A 15,878-nucleotide genomic window follows, 5' to 3' on the forward strand; every position below is an offset into this window, starting at 1 on the left:
ACTCGTCGATTCGTCCGACCCGCTCGGACGGTGCGCGGTCCCAAAGCCCCCGCCGTGACCGAGCTGCGGCTGCAACCGCCGACCGAGCTGCCCAAGCCGGTCCCGGCGTCACGGCTGCGCATGATCATGCCCGTGGTCATGGTGGCGGCCATGTGCGGAATGATGGTCATGATGTTCCGCGGCGGCGGAGCCATGAACCCGATGATGCTGATGTTCCCCGCCATGATGCTGGTGTCGATGTTCGGCATGATGGGCGGCGCGTTCGCGGGCAACTCCGGCGGCGGCGCGGCGAGCCTGAACGAGGAACGCAAGGACTACTTGCGCAGTATCACCGACAACCGCAAGACGGTGCACGGAGCGGAAGCGGAACTGTATGCCTTCCTGCGCTATACCCATCCCGGCCCCGAGGAGATCGCCCGGCTGATCGGCGGCAAGCGGATGTGGGAAGTGCAGGTCGCGAGTCCGCAGTTCCTGCGGGTACGGGTCGGACGGGGCCGCATCGCCAATCAGGTGCGCGTGATCGTCCCGGAAGCGGCGCCCACGTCGGATCTGGACCCGGTCGGCGTCGTCGAGCTGACCCGGTTCGCCAAGGCATATTCCACGGTCGGCGGCATGCCGGTCGCGATCAATCTGCTGTCGGCGCCGCAGGTCGGCATCGACGGTGAAGCGCAACTGGTGGCGGGGCTGGTCCGCGCGATGATCGCCGAGGTAGCGGTGCTGCATGGTCCGGACCAGGTGGCGGTCGCCGCGGTGCTGTCCGATCCGGACGCGCCGGAGTGGTCCTGGTTGAAATGGCTGCCGCACACCCAGCATCCCAACGAGACCGACGCGATCGGTTCCAGCCGGATGGTCTATCGCACCGTCGCCGAGCTGCGCACCAAGGTGCTCGCCGGGCTCAATCGCGGTCCGTTCTCGGCGAATTCGCAGCCCACCTTGGATCGGACGCACTACCTGCTGATCGTCGACATCGGCGGGCCCGCGAGCGACCGCGACATCTCCGGCATCGATGGCTGCACCTGGTTGCGGCTGGGCGCCACCGAGCAGAACCTGCCCCGTGCGCTGCGCTTCACCGTGACCGAGGACCGGTCGCTGAACGAGGTGACCCCGCGCGGTCTGCGTCGCGTCGGTGTCGCCGACACGCTGTCCACGGCGGCGATGACGGCGATGGCGCGCAGTCTGTCGCCGTATCGGCTGTCCACGGTGGTGGAGGCGGTGGCCGCCGAGCAGGCCAGTGGCGGCACGTCGTGGGAGGAGATGGTCGGCATCGCCGACCCCGGCGCGATCCGGGTCGAGCAGGCGTGGATCCGGCGGCGCGACGAGGATCGGGCACGACTGAACATCCCGTTCGGTCATGATCCGGCCGGTAGCGTCACCTACCTCGACATCAAGGAATCGGCCGAAGAAGGCATGGGCCCGCACGGCATGTGCATCGGCGCCACCGGATCGGGCAAGTCGGAATTCCTGCGGACCCTGGTGCTTTCGGCGGTGACCACACACTCCCCGGACGTGCTGAATCTGCTGCTCGTCGACTTCAAAGGTGGCGCGACATTCCTCGGGTTCGACCGGCTGTCGCACGTGACCGCCGTGGTGACGAACATGGAGGAAGAAGCCGACCTCGTCACCCGTATGGAAGACGTCATCAACGGTGAAATGGCGCGGCGGCAACGGATCCTGCGCGACGCGGGCAATTTCGCCAGCGTGGCCGACTACGAGCGCGCCAGGGAGCAGGGCGCGGATCTGCGACCGCTGCCCACCCTCCTGATCATTCTCGACGAGTTCGCCGAACTGCTCGAGCAGTACCCGAACTTCTCGAAACTCTTCGTGGCCATCGGCCGATTGGGCCGATCGCTGCGCATTCACTTGCTGCTCGCGTCGCAGAAAGTGCCGGCCAACCGGATGGGCGAGCTGGAAGCGCACCTTTCCTATCGGATCGCGTTGCGTACCAACCAGACCAGTGACTCGCGCGACGCGATCGGCACCGCGGACGCCTACCACCTGCCCAAGAAGCCAGGGTCGGGATACCTGCGGGTCGGCTCCGGTGATCTCCAGCGGTTCCAGGCCGCGTACGTGGGTGAGAAGTACTCGCCCCCGGCGCAAGTGTCCGCGGCCTCCGCACAGCGCGCCCGACGGCCGGGCGGGGGATATCGGCCGCCGCAGCGCTTCACCACCGGCCATATCGTCGACACCCGGCCCGTGGTGGTCGAGCCGGTGGCGGTCCAGGCGACGCCCGAGGCCGCCGAGGGCGATTCGATCACCGTGATGGAAGCGGTGTTGCAGCAGTTGGCCCGGCACGGGCAGCCCGCGCACAAGATGTGGCTTCCGCCGCTGGTCACGCCGCCCACACTGGAGCGGATGATCCGCGCGGTGCCGCAGGGGGCGTTGCAGATGCCGTTGGCACTGGTCGACAAGCCTCGTCAGCAGCGTCAGGACGTGTGGTCGGTCGACATGTCCGGCGCGGGTGGGCACATGGCCATCGTCGGCGGTACCCAGTCCGGTAAATCGACCGCGCTGCAATCGTTCATCCTGTCCGCGGCGCTGACCCACACCCCGGAGCAGGTGCAGTTCTACTGCCTGGACTTCTCCGGCGGCGGGTTGTCGGCGTTGGCGAACCTGCCGCACGTGGGCTCGGTTGCCGCGGCCCGCGACGGCGACCGCATCCGGCGCACCATCGCGTTGATCACGAACCTGCTCGAGAGCAGACAGTCGATGTTCGCCGAGTTCGGGATCGACTCGATCCGGAAGTTCCGCACGCTGCGCGAGGCCCCGGGCGGGCCGCCTTGGCTGGACCGCGATCCCTACGGCGACGTCTTCTTGGTCATCGACGGATGGGACGTGGGGTTCGGCACGAACGGCCCGTACTACGACGAGTACACCCCCGTGATGGAATCCATCGCGCTGCAGGGCCTGAACTACGGCATCCACTTGGTGGTAGCCAGTTCACGCTGGATCGCCATCCGTCCCGCGATCAAGGACCTGATGCAGACTCGCATCGAGATGCGTCTGGGCGACCTGGCCGACACGACCTTCAACGTCCACCGCAATGTGGTCGCGGCGATCCCAGCCAATCGGCCCGGTCGCTGCATCTCGACCGACGGCCTGCATATGCTCACGGCGTTGCCGCGCATCGACGGGGTGGGCGAGGCGGATTCGGCCCCGGAAGGCCTCGCCGCGGCGAGCGCCGAAGTCGCACAACGCTATCCCGGCAGACGCGCGCCGCAGGTGAAACTGTTGCCTCCGCAAGTGGGCATCGACGAGGTGCGCGCCGGTTGGCCCGCGGCACAAACGCTCGCTCAGCGTCTCGTCGTGCCGTTCGGTCTCCGGGAATCCGATTTGAGCCCGGCGACGATCGATTTCAGTGTGTCGACGCACTTCATCGTGCTCGGCTCGACCGGGTCGGGGAAGTCCACCACCTTGGCCGCGCTGCTGGAGTCGATTCGACGCCAGTACGACCCCTCGCAGGCGCGCGTGCTGCTGATCGACTACCGACGCAGGCATTTGGAGACCGTGCCGCCGGAGATGCTCATCGGGCATGTGACCAACGAGCGGGATGTGCGCGACGCCTTGCCGCCGCTGGTGGAGAAGATGCGCTCGCGGCGCCCACCGGAGAACGTGACCACCCGGCAGCTCGCGGAGCGGTCCTGGTGGTCCGGGCCGGAGGTCTTCGTCGTGATCGATGACTATCACATGATCGCGCAGCGTGGCGCGCTGAACCCGCTGGAGCCGCTGAAGGAAATTCTCGTCGACGGTCGCGATACCGGCTTGCACGTCATCGCGGCGCGCAACATCGCGCAAGCGGATACCGCGTTGTACGACAACGTGATCGGCCAGATGAAGAACCTCAATTCCTCGGGTCTGATCATGGACGGCTCGAAGCTCGACGGCGTGTTGATCAGCGACGTGCGCGCCACCAAGCAGCCGCCGGGGCGGGGAATCTACGTGGAGCCCATGAGTTCCCGTCGGGACCTCGTCCAGGTGGCCTGGGTGCCCCAGCAGATGTGACTTCGGTGTCCGTCCCAAGGTTGGGAATAAATTACCGTTTTCCTTAGCAGCCGCTCGATCCGAGCTGGTAGTCACGCTCGATTGGAGTCTCATCATGGCACTCCCGGATATCGGCAACACGCCGCCGGTTGTGCGGGAGGCCGTGACCGACCCTTTCTGGACACCTCTGGAAGATGGTGGGGGGCACTGCGATTCCGCTGGGCACAGCTCGGCCGGCGCGATGCCGTTGCACCTGAGACGGGACGCCACCGGAACGACGGGATATCCGAGATTCGGCGGCGGCATTCGTTCCCGGAGAAAGCCAGGAGGTGCCGGTACTGGAGAAATCCCCTGTAATCGGTGTGGTCGAGGACGTCGATGGCCCGAGTCGCGCATCGACGATTCCGACGCACACGCTGTCAACGTCCTCGGCGAACCCGTCCGAGGCCAGGTAAACGCCTTATAGGATAGGAACAGATATGCCCATCGGCTACACCGGCGACCCGTCCGATATCAACTCCGCCGCCAAGAAGTTCTTCATGCACGCCGACACCTTCAAGAACCACCTGGGTATTCTCGAGGGCGTCAAGATGGAGTACGCGCCCGCTGTCCAGGGCGCGACCGGAACCGCCATCCAGCAGGCGATGCAGGGAGCTCTCGACAAGGGCGGAAAGCTGCACGCGACCTTCATGGAGATCGTCGACGCGCTGAACAATTCCGGCGCGAGCTTCGACAGCCAGGACCAGGACAACGCGGCGCAGGTCAACAAGTACAACCTCAACTTCTGAGCCGGGTCTGCACCGGAAAAACAACGGAAAAGGTTTCGGAAAATGTCTTTGAAGAACGATTACGATGCCGTCGAGGGTTTGGTCATTCGCACCGACAAGGTGCTCAGTGACATGACCGTGGACAAGGAGGAGCGGAATACGCTGGCCCAGCTGCTGAAGACGTATTTCCAGGGTGACGCCGGTTCGGAGAACGGTAACCTGCAGGATCGCATCGATAAGCAGATCACCGAGTACAACGAGGCGCTGATGGCGCTGAAGGCGGCCACCAAGGGCGTGTCCGGCATCGACGGCCAGTTCCGCGTGGTGGACCAGGGTCAGGCCATGCGGTTCTCGCAGATCGGGCTCTAGCGACTCCGTGGTTCGAATCGCCATCCCGGTCCCGGCCGATCGTCCGGTGTGACACGAGCCGGTCCGGCGATGGTCGATTCGAACGCTGTCGCGGCGCTCGGATCGCTGCCGAGCTCCTGAGAAATACCCGCTGTCGCCCTCGACGAGTTCGTTCACACGGACATCGTCGAGGGCGATCGCATGTCATGGATGCTGTTTCGGTGAGGGCGTGAGACGTGCTGGGGACTCGTGTCACGTGACGCACCACTCGTATGGGGCGGGAATCTGCGGGCGACGACGATGCGGCCCGCAGGGTGAATGCGAGTTCGACTCGACATTCCCAATGATGGGAATAGCTTAACGTTCTGATTGCACCGCTCGATGTCGAAGTACTACTCGCCAAGAGTGGGTACCGGTTGTTAGGAGACGTCCATGCATCTCGCTGTCGATTGGGATCATCTCCCCGTTATCGCTTCCCAGCTCGGCGTCAGCGCGGAGGATCTGATGCTGATGCTCGGAGCGGCCGCTCCCCTCGCTGTCCCGGCCCCGCCGGGTCTCGATGACGTGAGCGCGCTCATTCCCACCGCGTGCGCCAAGCAAGCGGGGTTGTTCTTCCCCACCACGGCAAAGGGAGTCGCCGTGGGATGCGATGGCGCGGTCGCCCTACCAGAGGTAGGCGCCGCCTTCGCGGTCGGCGACGTGGCCGGCGGCGGTCAGGTGCTCAGCAGAGTAGCCGCGTTCTAGCCGCGGGCAGCGCGAGCGAAAGCTGACAAGATGCTTGCTGTGGTACTCGGCGCGCTGGGGCCGGAGGGGATCATCGCCCCCGTGCTCGCCGGCGATGGGGTCGCCACGACGCGGGCGACCGCGAAGGCTTATTCGGCTATGGCCATGCGGTTGAATGCCGCCGCGGCCAACACCGACAGTTCGATGCTCCAGATGAGCGGGACGTTCCAAGCGCTTACCGCGGACCAGGCGCAGGCGGCCTTCCGTAAACACTCGGCGTGGTTGCGTGAACAGGCGGCGGTGGCCGAGGCAACCGGCCAGTTGCTGGACCGAGCGGCTGACATCTCCACCGCGGCGAAGGCCGCCATGGGGGTCCTCGCCGCCAAGGCAGCCCAGGTCCGGATACAGGAGGCTATCGCGCTCGGCGGCGGCTTCGGCCCGTTGAGCGGGGCGGCGTTCTTGGAAGCCGAAGCCGAATTGATGGCGCTGCGGGGGGCCGCCCTCGGGGTGATGGCCGGTTATGCGGGGGCGCTGGTGCCCACACTGGCCGCACTGCCACCACCGATCGAGGCGCCGCCGATCGTGACCGGCGGCCCAGGGCCGGGCCCGCAGACGGAATACGTGTCCTACGACAACCCGACCGACTACAACGGTAGCGACTTCACCCAGACCGATATCTCATCCAAGTCGACGGGCGACGGGCCGACCGGATCGGACAACAGCACCGGATCGAGCGGGGATCAGAACCCCACTGATACAACTCAACCCACCGATCCGACTCAGCCGACGGATCCGACTCAGCCTGCGGACCCGACTCAGCCTGCGGATCCCTTGGACCCCGCCACCAATCCCGAGCAATTGTCGCCGGACCCGAACGCCAATAGCTGGTCCGGAGATTCGGGAATGAACGGCTCGGGAGACGGAGACTTGGGCCAGTCCTGGTTCTATGACACGTCGCAGAACTCGCCGACGTTGGCCGCGTTGAGCGGTGGGGCCGGAAGCTTGGTCGCGCTGAACATGGCCCGTGGCGGTCTCGGATCGATGCCGGGCGCTGCGACCGGATTCCGGATGCCCGCCAGCTGGAATCCCGGAGCCGGACGGGCATTCGGCGCCATGCCGCAACAAGCGACGTCCGGACCGATGGCCCGGAAGGGCCCGCCGCGTGGTGCGCTCGCGCCCAAGGCGCGAATGCGACGACGCCGCGACGACGAGAAGAGGTCGTCGAAGGTATTCGTACCGGGCGAGCCCCAGGATGTTCCGGTACTCGAGCAACCTCCTGTCATCGGGGTCATCGAGTACGAGGACCGGGACAGCCGAGACGAGCCGATGCTCGAATCGGTACTGGCGGTGGGCGTTATCGAGCGAAACGACAACGAAGACGAAGCGGTGCTCGCCTCCGTAGAACGTCCTCGGTGAAGCGGGCCGAGGTCGAGATCCAGGTCGAAGGAGATGATCACGATGCATTCGAGGAAGGTGTGGAAGACGATCCGGTCGCAATCGACCTGAATGTCGACGCCGCCCTGCTGTTACAGCATCTGGTCGGCATCGAGTCCTATCCGCCGGTATTGGCGCTGCTGCCGAACATCTACCGCATCGAGGATCGGGATCGGGTACATGCCGTAGTCGCCGCGCAGCTCACCGAAGTGGGCGTGCTCCAGGACGGGCGCGTGCACCCGGTCGTCGAGCATTGGCTGCGGTGCCTCTACCGGCCGGATGTGGAAATGGCGGTTCGGATCCTGGACACCGGTTTGGATGGCGAGCGGAAAGGAATGCTGCGGATGTCGCTGGTGCGCGCGGGCGAGACCCATGTGCTCGCGGTGCGCTCCGACGACCATGTCGTCATCCAGTCGGTGTTCCAGCAGGACGACCAGCTCGACACCTTGCCGGCCGCCGTTCTGGCCGCGCTCGGTCCGGCACCGGTGTTGCAGTTCGAGCCGATCGCCGCGACGGTAGAGCAATTCGGTGAGATTCCCGACGACCAGGACGAACGGCGGCGTGCCCTGGTGGAACTCGGTGCGGAACCGCACGCCGCCGCGGTGCTGAGCCGAGTGCTGGACGAGGTGGTCCGACGGGCGGAGGTGGTGATCATCGAGCACCATGACGGCAGTTCGGCGCAGCCGGTATTCAGCGTGAACGTGGTGGATACGCTGTCGGGGCGGATCATCGTGACTCCGAGCGTCGCGATGGACGGACGGAAGTGGGTGAGATATGCGCCCGGCGATGACGCGGCCTTGCGGTCCGGCATCGGGGCGCTGGTCGACCTGCTGCCCGGTCGAAGTTGGTTCGACACCAGCAGAGTGAACTGAACGTCGGACCGTGGTTGTGGAGAGGACGACGGAAATGAACCGAGCACCGAGCAAAAACGGTCATTCGGCCGACGCCGCGCGGGCGCACGGCGGCTACGACGCGTTCTTCGCACCTACCGGCGAAATGGCGGACGCGGCCGTCGCGCAGGGGCCCGCCGCCGAAACGCGCCAGGATGCCGACACGTTCACCCCCGTCGAACCGCCGCGTGAGCCGCAGTCGCAGGCCGTGGCGGAATCCGAGCACCCGTCACCGGGCGTGGTCACGCCGCCGCTCACCGCGAGTGTGCCCCCGCCGCAAGTGAATCCCCGCCCGCCACAGGCCGGTACGCCGCCGCCCCCGGCGAGTGTCCCGCCGCCGCAGGCGAACACGCAGCGGAATTTCTCCGCTGCCCCGCCGACCGCGGCGCAACCGCAGGCGGCCCAGCACCATTCGGTCCAGCAGCAGGTCGCCGAGCAGTACGCGGCCGAACGTGCCGCCGAGCCCTCGCAGGCGATCGCCCGCAACGAGGCCGCGTCCGCGAACCAGGACTGGGCGTCGGGAGCGGCGACGCCGTGGGTCCCCGAGCGTATCGACCGCTCGACCCATGAGCCGATGCCCCGGGTGGAGGTGCTACCGGCCGCGCTCAGCTCGATCGAACTGCTCGCCGACATCTCCGCCGTGAAGCGGGCGCAGCTGCGCTCCAACTCCGGTGTGCGGGGTGCGCTCAACAAAGTCGGGTTCAATCTTGGCCTTTCACCTGCGGAGCAGCGCGCCGAGGATCGCAAAACGCGAATCAGGCGCCAGCTCACCACGACCTATCAGATCGCGGTGATCAGCGTGAAGGGTGGCGTCGGCCGCACCACCACCGCGGCGACGCTCGGCTCGACCTTCGCCAGCCTGCGCCCGGACCGGGTGGTCGCGATCGACGCGAACCCGGACTTCGGCGATCTGTCGACGCGCACCTGCCGGCATCCGTACGGCCTGACGCTGCGGGACCTGGCGCAGTCGCAGAACCTGGACGCCTTCTCCGCGGTGCAGTCGTTCACCTCGATCAACTCGGCGGACCTCGCCGTGATCGCGTCGCCGTGGAGCACCGAGGCCACCGAGGCGCTGTCGGGCCGCGAGTACAGCACCGCCGTGGAAATCCTGCGCAAGCACTTCAATTTGTTGGTGGTCGACTGCGGGACCGGCGTGCTCGATTCGGCGACGGCGACGGTGCTGCAGACCAGTGACGCCGTCGTGGTCGTCACCCCGGCCACCGTCGGCGGTGTGACCGGCGCGGTGGCCACCCTGAACTGGCTGAGTACCCATGGCATGCAACATCTGATCGCCAAGTCGATCGTCGGCATCGTGCATCACCAGCCGCTGAAGCCGACCGTCGAGGTGGACGCGATCGAGAAGCTGTTCGAGACCGCGCAGCGCCCCACCTGTGTGCTGCCCTACGACGCGCATCTGGCCGAGGGCGGCGAGATCGACCTGCGGCTGCTGGAGAAGGAGACCTTGCTCGCGTTCGAGGAGCTGGCCGCATGGCTGGCCGATGGATTCCCCGGTTACCTTTCCGGCGCGGACAACTCCGGTGACCGCGGAGGGTGGCGATGAGCGAGCGTAGCGAGCGAACAATCGGTACAGCCACGCCAGTGGTCATGCCGGAGCCGAGCGTCAGCGAGGCGGAGGCATGAGCACTGCCGTCGCGCCCGCGCCCGCCGGGACGCAGCCGTCGGCGGAGGTCGCCCGGGCTCGGATCGCCGTGATGGTGTCCAGTTATCAGGTCGACGTGGTGGTGCCGACGAAGTTCACTATCGAGACGTTCATCGACGATCTGCTCGTCGTGCTGGCCTCGGCGATCGATGACGAGAGCGTCGATTTCACTCCGCCGCAAGGCCAATGGAGCCTGGCCCGCCCCGGCGAGGCGCCGATCCCGCGCTGGCGCAGCTTGGCCGACCACGACGTGGCCGACGGCACGGTGCTGATGCTGTCGGTCGTCGAATCGGCGGAGGTGTTCACGCCGCTGGTCGAGGACATCACCGACGCGCTCGCCCTGATCAACGAGCGTGAGTTCGCCGAATTCGACGCGAACACCGCTTCGATCGTCGGGCTGAGCGCGCTCGGCGTCGGCGCCTCGGCGGTGGCCGCGATGCTGGCTTGGTCGTGGACGATGACCGGTTCGGCCCTGTGGTGCGGGTTGCCCGCGTTGCTGCTCGGCGCGCTGTGCTGGGTGGCGGCCGCGCTGGCCCGGCGCCGCAATGCTCCGGCGAAGATCTGCCTCGGCCTGTCGCTGGCGGCGACGCCGCTGCTGTTCGCGGGCGGCGCGATGCTGGTGCCGCCGGCCTACGGCCAGCCCGGCCCGTTCGCGGCCGCCAACTTGGCGGCGGGAGCGGTGGTCGCGGCGGTGGCCGCCGCCACCATGATGCGGGTGAGCGGAATGGGCATCGCCACCTTGATGGCCGTGACCGTGCTCGGCGTCACGGTGACGCTGGCCGCCCTGCCGCTGACCTATGTGGACCTGTCCGTCGGACAGGTCGCGGGTGGCGTGGTGTTCGTCGGAATCGTGTTGCTCACCATGGCGCCACGCCTGGCCGTGGCCATCGCGCGGATCCGGCCGCCGGATCTGCCCGACCCGGGCAACGAGGTCTCCCCGACGACGCTCACCGACATCTTCGACGCGGAGACGGTGCGCGACGGAGACGAGCACCCCGTGGACAGCGAACAGCAGCGCCACAACGCCGAGGCCGGTATCGAGGGCCGCGCCCGGCTGGCGGTCACCAGCCTGCGCGGTCTGATCGCCGCGATCGCGACGGTGCTCGCGGTCTCCGCGGTGATCTCGGCCGCGGTCAGCCCCGGTGGCATCCGCGAGATCGTCATGGCCGCCGCCATCGCGGGCCTGCTCGCGATGCGCTCGCGCTGGCACCCGGATCGGGTGCAGGCGATCGCGCTGGTCGCGGGCTCCGCCGTCACCGTGTGCGGCGTGGGCTTCGTCCTGATCGGTGCCTACGAGACCCCGGTCGCGCGTCTCGTCGTCGGCCTGGTGGTGGCCGTGGCCGCGTGCGCGGCGTGCGTCGCCTCTCTCCAGTTGCCCGGCAAGCGCCTGTCCCCGGTGACCCGCCGTGTCATCGACCTGGTGGAATACGCGCTGATCCTGGTGGTTCCGGTGATCGCGTTCTGGATCATGGGCGTCTACACGGCGATGCGAGGAATCTGATGAAGGTCGGCAGTGCCGCGGTCGCGGTTCTCGCCGGGGTGATGCTGGCCGTCACCGCCGCCCCCGCCGTCGCCTTGGAGCCGCCGCAGGTCGTGGTCGGCGTGCCGCCCGTGGACGACCCGCCGGGACCCGAACAGCCGATGAAGCAGGAGAAAGGCTGTCTGGCCGCGGGTGTGCTCCCGGACAGCGACCTCACCCGCACTCCGCCGCCGGAACTGGCGCTGGATCTGCGCCGCGCCAGGGCACTGAGCCGGGGCGCCGGAGTGACCGTCGCGGTGATCGATACGGGCGTGCAGCCCCATCCGCGCCTGCCCAACCTCGTCGGCGGTGGCGACTATCTCGCGGCCGGTGGTGACGGGCTGTCCGACTGCGACGCGCACGGCACGCTGGTCGCGGGGATCATCGGCGCGACCCCCGATCCCACCGACGGATTCGCCGGTGTGGCCCCGGACGCGCGGATCATCTCCATCCGCACCCGTTCCGGCGCGTTCAGCCCCGAACGGCCGAGCTCGGATCAGAGCCAGCGAATGGCCATCGAAATCCGGACGCTGGCCCGGGCGATCACGCGCGCGGCGAACCAAGGCGCGGGGGTGATCACCGTGTCGCTGCCGATCTGCATGCCGGTGGACGCGCAGGTGGATCAGTCCATGCTGTCGGCCGCCATCGGCCATGCGGTGCACGTGCGCGGCGCGCTCATCGTCGCGGGCGCGGGCAACAGCGCGGGCGCCGCCAATTGCGCGCAGAATCCGGAGATCGACCCGACTCGCCCCGCCGACCGGCGCAACTGGCGCGACGTGAAGACCATTTCCACGCCGGGTTGGTTCGGCGCCGACGTGCTCACGGTGGGATTCACCACGGCGAGCGGCGCGCCCATGCCGGATTCGCTGACCGGGCCGTGGGTTTCGGTCGCGGCGCCGGGGACTGGCATCGAATCGCTCGGCCCCGGCGGCGGTGGCCTGATCAACGGCGTCGGTGAACCGGACAAACTCGTGCCGGTCGGCGGCGCGTCGTTCGCCGCGGCCTATGTCAGCGGGGTGGCCGCCCTGTTGCGGTCGCGCTTCCCCAACGAGACCCCGCGCGAGATCGCCGCGCGCCTGCAGGCCAGTGCGCACGCCCCGGCGCGCGGCATCGACAACATGGTCGGCGCGGGCATGATCGACCCGCTCGCCGCCCTGAGCTACCGCACGGCGCCGCAGCAGCCCGCCGGTCTGTTCCGGTCCGCGGAACTGCCCATCCCCCCCGCGCCGCGCGCGAAGGATCTGCGGCCCGCGATCACCGCGACCGTCGTCATCCTGGCGGCCGTGCTGCTCGGTCTCGCCGGTAGTCACCTGAACTCCGTGATGCGGAGGCGCCGGTGAGCTTTCCGAGCGTTCGGGTCGCCGGCGTCGAGCGTGGTCCGTTCGCCGCCTTCGTCGTCGTCGGCGGCCCGCTGCTGGCCGGGCTTTCGGCCAAGACGCCGTGGTGGGTGAGCGCGGTGGTGGTCACGGTCCTGGTGGTGACGGTGACCGTCCGCGTGAACGGACGGACCGGTGTTCGCTGGCTGCTCGACTGGGCGGCCTATCGCACCGGCCGGACCGCACGCGCGCAGGAACGGACGCAGCTCGCGCAGATCCGGGACGTGCAGGTCGCCGCAGGCGTGTGCGGCGTCAACGAGGTGGGCGACACCCTCATCGCGATGATCCAGCTCGCACCCAACCTGGATCTGCCGACCGTCATCTCCGAGCGCACCCTCTACACCGAGGACACCATCCCGGTCGATCTGCTGCTGCCGATGCTGGACCAGTTCGGCATCGCGGTGGACATCGACATCGTCACGACCGGTCAGCGCGTCCGCTCCTCCGGCAGCTACAGCATGCTCTACGACCAGCTGATCGGATCGCATCCGGTGGTCGGGGACCGGCTGACCTGGCTGGTGGTCCGGCTCGACCAGGAACGCAACCTTGCGGCGCTGAGCAAGCGCGGTGCGTGCGCGGTGGTCGCTCCCAAAGCGCTGGCCAGCGCCACGCACCGGATCGCGGGTCGCCTGCGCGAGCGTGGCATCGCCGCGCACGCCCTGCCCGCCGCCGCCCTACGGGACGCGACGCGCCTGCTGCACGCGGGCGTCGAACTCACCGATCTTCGGGAAACCTGGAGCAATCTGCAATCGTCGGTGCCCGGCCGGTGTGTGACCAGCTTCCTGATCGACTGGACCCGCCTGGGCGGGGTCGGCCTGGACGATTGCTGGACCTGGAACCGCGGCCGCACCACGCTCGTGGTGAGCTTGACCGCCGATACGGCCGGTCCGCGCGCACTCGTCCGGTTCATCGGCCCGGCGGTCACCACCGAACCGCCGGACTACCTGCGACTACTCGGCGGCGATCAGTCCACGGCCTTGCTGGCGTCGTTGCCGACCGGCGCTTCGGTGCGCGCCCTGCGCGGCTTCGAGTCGGGCGCCGACGTCGCACCCGACGAACTCGTCACCGATCTGGCCATCGCGATCGGCCCCAACGGCCAGATCCTGGGTGCGATCAGCGGTCAGCCGCGGCACACCTTGGCGCTGCCGCTGTTCGACCCGGCCCGGTTCAACCCGCGCAGGCGCACCATCGACGTGCAGGCCATGCTGCCGGTCGCCCAGCAGATCATCCTGCGGGCGATGGTGGTCGGCGCGGACGTCGAGATCCACTCGGCGCGACCGGACAGCTGGCGCCAACTGGTGACCGCGGTCGGCGACCAGCGCTCGATGCGCCTGGCCGATCCGGGTGCGGATCACCCGGGCGCCCAGGAGGCCGCGGACGCGGAGCCGGCCACCATCGCGGTCTTCGACCACCTTCCGCCGCGTGCGTCGAACGCGCACACGACGGTCACCATCAGCGAGCCCGGCGGTCCGCGCAGGCGTGCGGTCGATCTCGCGATCAAGCAGGTCAGCGCTACCGCGGTGGACGTGAGCATCCCGATGCGCACGGTGCGGGTCGACCTCATCGAGCCGAGAGGCGAAACACGTTATTTCGATTCCGTCGACGGACCGCCCGCGCCTGGTGCGGGGGCATCGGGACCCGTGGTTGCACCCCCGCAACCCGGTGGCCGTCGCGTGAGCTGATGGGAGTGGTCGGTTAATGTCTATCACCGTGGTAGCGGACACCCATTCCGATGGCGGCGATCTCCCTCATCCGGACGTCGGGGATGCGCTGACCCCGAGACAGGCCGCGGCGGCGATCTTCTCCAGCCGGTTGTCGGAGTTGATCGCTGAGTCCGTCGTCTCGACCGAGGACGGTTCGACGCGGTCGCTGACGCTTTACTCGCTGGCGCAGCACCTGGAATTGGCCTACCCGGACGTGCCGGTGTCGCAGTCCGGCCTCTACCGGCTGATCCACGGTGACGCGATCCCGCGCCTGGACTTGGTGATCGCCCTGGCGCGGGTGTTCGACGTGCCGCCGGAGTACTTCGTGACCGAGGAGAAGAAGCGCTGACCCGACGGGCCGGCTGTTCTCTCCAGCGGGAATAGCGTGGGCTCGGCGGGTGGCTCGGGGCGGATACGATCCGGACCATGCCCGCCGAGGACCCGGGAGACGTCTTTCTCCGTCATCGAGGTGCGGTCCTCGACGCATTGCTCTCCGATCCTTCGCTCGGGTCATCCGCCGCGCCGCTCGCCGACGGCGCGCCGCTCGGCGACACGGAGGATTTCGGCGCGGGCGCGGATTTCGGTACCACGTCGCTCGGGTTGCCCGACCTGGACTCGGAACCACAGGAGGTCGCCCCGCGACGGCGCACCGGTGACGGCCCGAAGGCGAGCGAGCGTATTCTCGCGCTGCTGAACGGGCAGGCGCAGGAGCCTGCTCCCGGGATGGAACTGCGCAACGACTACTCCGCGGTGGCCGCGCGATCGAACGCGCAGGCCGAACCGGAACCGGAGCCCGAACGCGCATCCGCCACACCGGCCGACCGGCTCGCGCCCGCGCAGCGGATGGCCAAGGACGTGCTCGTTCAGCTGCGCAAACCCAGGGTCGCGCTGATCGTCGCCGCGGTGGTCGCCGTGCTGCTGGTGCTGCTGCTGGTCACCACCGGGGGCCAGGAGAAGAACACGGCACAGGATCAACTTCTGGTCGTCACGCCGCCGCCGACCTCGGCGCCGCCCGCGACCTCGGCCGCACCGGCGGCGGGCTCGATCATCCAGCCGAAGTCCGCGGACTCGAAGTGCCCGCCCGGCAGTACGTCGGCGATGGACGCGTTCGGCGGGCAAACCGGCAAGGCGTGGTCGTGCGTGCGGGCCTACAAGGTCGACGGCCAGGTCATCACCATCGACCTGGGCAAGACGTATCAGATCGACTCCATCGGCATCGTGCCCGGCTGGGATCACATCAGCGCGGACGGCACCGATCAGTGGGCGAAATACCGCACCGCGAGCCGGGTTTCGTACCAGTTCGACGACGGCAACAAGACCGTCTACACGCAGCCGACCCTCGATCAGCGCACGCTGGTGGTGACCAAGATCGAGCCCGCGGTGAGCGCCGCGAAGATCGTGCTGACCGTGCTGGAGTCCAAAGGCGATCCGTCGATCAACACCTCCGCGATCTCCTCGATCGTCATCACGGGGCGCTGAG

At 68.2% G+C, this 15,878-nt stretch carries 12 protein-coding genes; all 12 read left to right on the plus strand.

The window, feature by feature from the left end:
- The first annotated feature begins 30 nt into the window (after window positions 1-30).
- The 12 genes from eccCa to IU450_RS20790 all read left to right on the plus strand — a co-directional run bounded on the left by eccCa (window position 31) and on the right by IU450_RS20790 (window position 15,877).
- Window positions 31-3,999, plus strand: a complete 3,969-nt coding sequence (gene eccCa / locus IU450_RS20735) for a type VII secretion protein EccCa (protein ID WP_324197748.1) — start codon at window positions 31-33, stop codon at window positions 3,997-3,999.
- Window positions 4,000-4,457: 458 nt separating this feature from the next.
- The gene (locus IU450_RS20740; protein ID WP_195151415.1) at window positions 4,458-4,766 is read left to right on the plus strand and encodes a WXG100 family type VII secretion target; all 309 of its coding nucleotides are present in this window, start codon (window positions 4,458-4,460) and stop codon (window positions 4,764-4,766) included.
- A 42-nt stretch (window positions 4,767-4,808) separates the two neighbouring features.
- Window positions 4,809-5,114: a hypothetical protein gene (locus tag IU450_RS20745; protein ID WP_195151416.1), complete on the plus strand. Its 306-nt coding sequence runs from the start codon at window positions 4,809-4,811 to the stop codon at window positions 5,112-5,114.
- Window positions 5,115-5,525: 411 nt separating this feature from the next.
- Entirely contained in the window at window positions 5,526-5,837 is a 312-nt protein-coding gene (locus IU450_RS20750) for a hypothetical protein (protein ID WP_195151417.1), read from the plus strand.
- 30 nt (window positions 5,838-5,867) lie between these two features.
- The gene (locus IU450_RS20755; protein ID WP_195151418.1) at window positions 5,868-7,232 is read left to right on the plus strand and encodes a PPE domain-containing protein; all 1,365 of its coding nucleotides are present in this window, start codon (window positions 5,868-5,870) and stop codon (window positions 7,230-7,232) included.
- Entirely contained in the window at window positions 7,229-8,122 is an 894-nt protein-coding gene (locus IU450_RS20760; protein WP_324197749.1) for an ESX secretion-associated protein EspG, read from the plus strand. Before IU450_RS20755 ends, IU450_RS20760 begins: the two co-directional genes overlap by 4 nt.
- A gap of 34 nt (window positions 8,123-8,156) precedes the next feature.
- Window positions 8,157-9,701: a MinD/ParA family ATP-binding protein gene (locus IU450_RS39825; RefSeq protein WP_228834890.1), complete on the plus strand. Its 1,545-nt coding sequence runs from the start codon at window positions 8,157-8,159 to the stop codon at window positions 9,699-9,701.
- A gap of 76 nt (window positions 9,702-9,777) precedes the next feature.
- The gene (gene eccD, locus IU450_RS20770; RefSeq protein WP_195151419.1) at window positions 9,778-11,301 is read left to right on the plus strand and encodes a type VII secretion integral membrane protein EccD; all 1,524 of its coding nucleotides are present in this window, start codon (window positions 9,778-9,780) and stop codon (window positions 11,299-11,301) included.
- Window positions 11,301-12,659, plus strand: coding sequence for a type VII secretion-associated serine protease mycosin (mycP, locus tag IU450_RS20775; protein ID WP_195151420.1), 1,359 nt, complete (start codon window positions 11,301-11,303; stop codon window positions 12,657-12,659). Before eccD ends, mycP begins: the two co-directional genes overlap by 1 nt.
- Window positions 12,656-14,377 (plus strand): type VII secretion protein EccE, encoded by a 1,722-nt coding sequence (eccE, locus tag IU450_RS20780; protein ID WP_195151421.1) that lies wholly within the window; start codon window positions 12,656-12,658, stop codon window positions 14,375-14,377. Before mycP ends, eccE begins: the two co-directional genes overlap by 4 nt.
- A 16-nt stretch (window positions 14,378-14,393) precedes the next feature.
- Window positions 14,394-14,747, plus strand: coding sequence for a helix-turn-helix domain-containing protein (locus IU450_RS20785; protein WP_228834891.1), 354 nt, complete (start codon window positions 14,394-14,396; stop codon window positions 14,745-14,747).
- A 77-nt stretch (window positions 14,748-14,824) separates the two neighbouring features.
- On the plus strand, window positions 14,825-15,877 hold the full coding sequence (locus IU450_RS20790; protein ID WP_195151422.1) for a discoidin domain-containing protein: 1,053 nt from the start codon (window positions 14,825-14,827) through the stop codon (window positions 15,875-15,877).
- Window position 15,878: the final 1 nt, after the last annotated feature.

Source organism: Nocardia abscessus (assembly GCF_015477775.1).
GTDB classification, from domain to species: Bacteria; Actinomycetota; Actinomycetes; order Mycobacteriales; family Mycobacteriaceae; genus Nocardia; species Nocardia abscessus_A.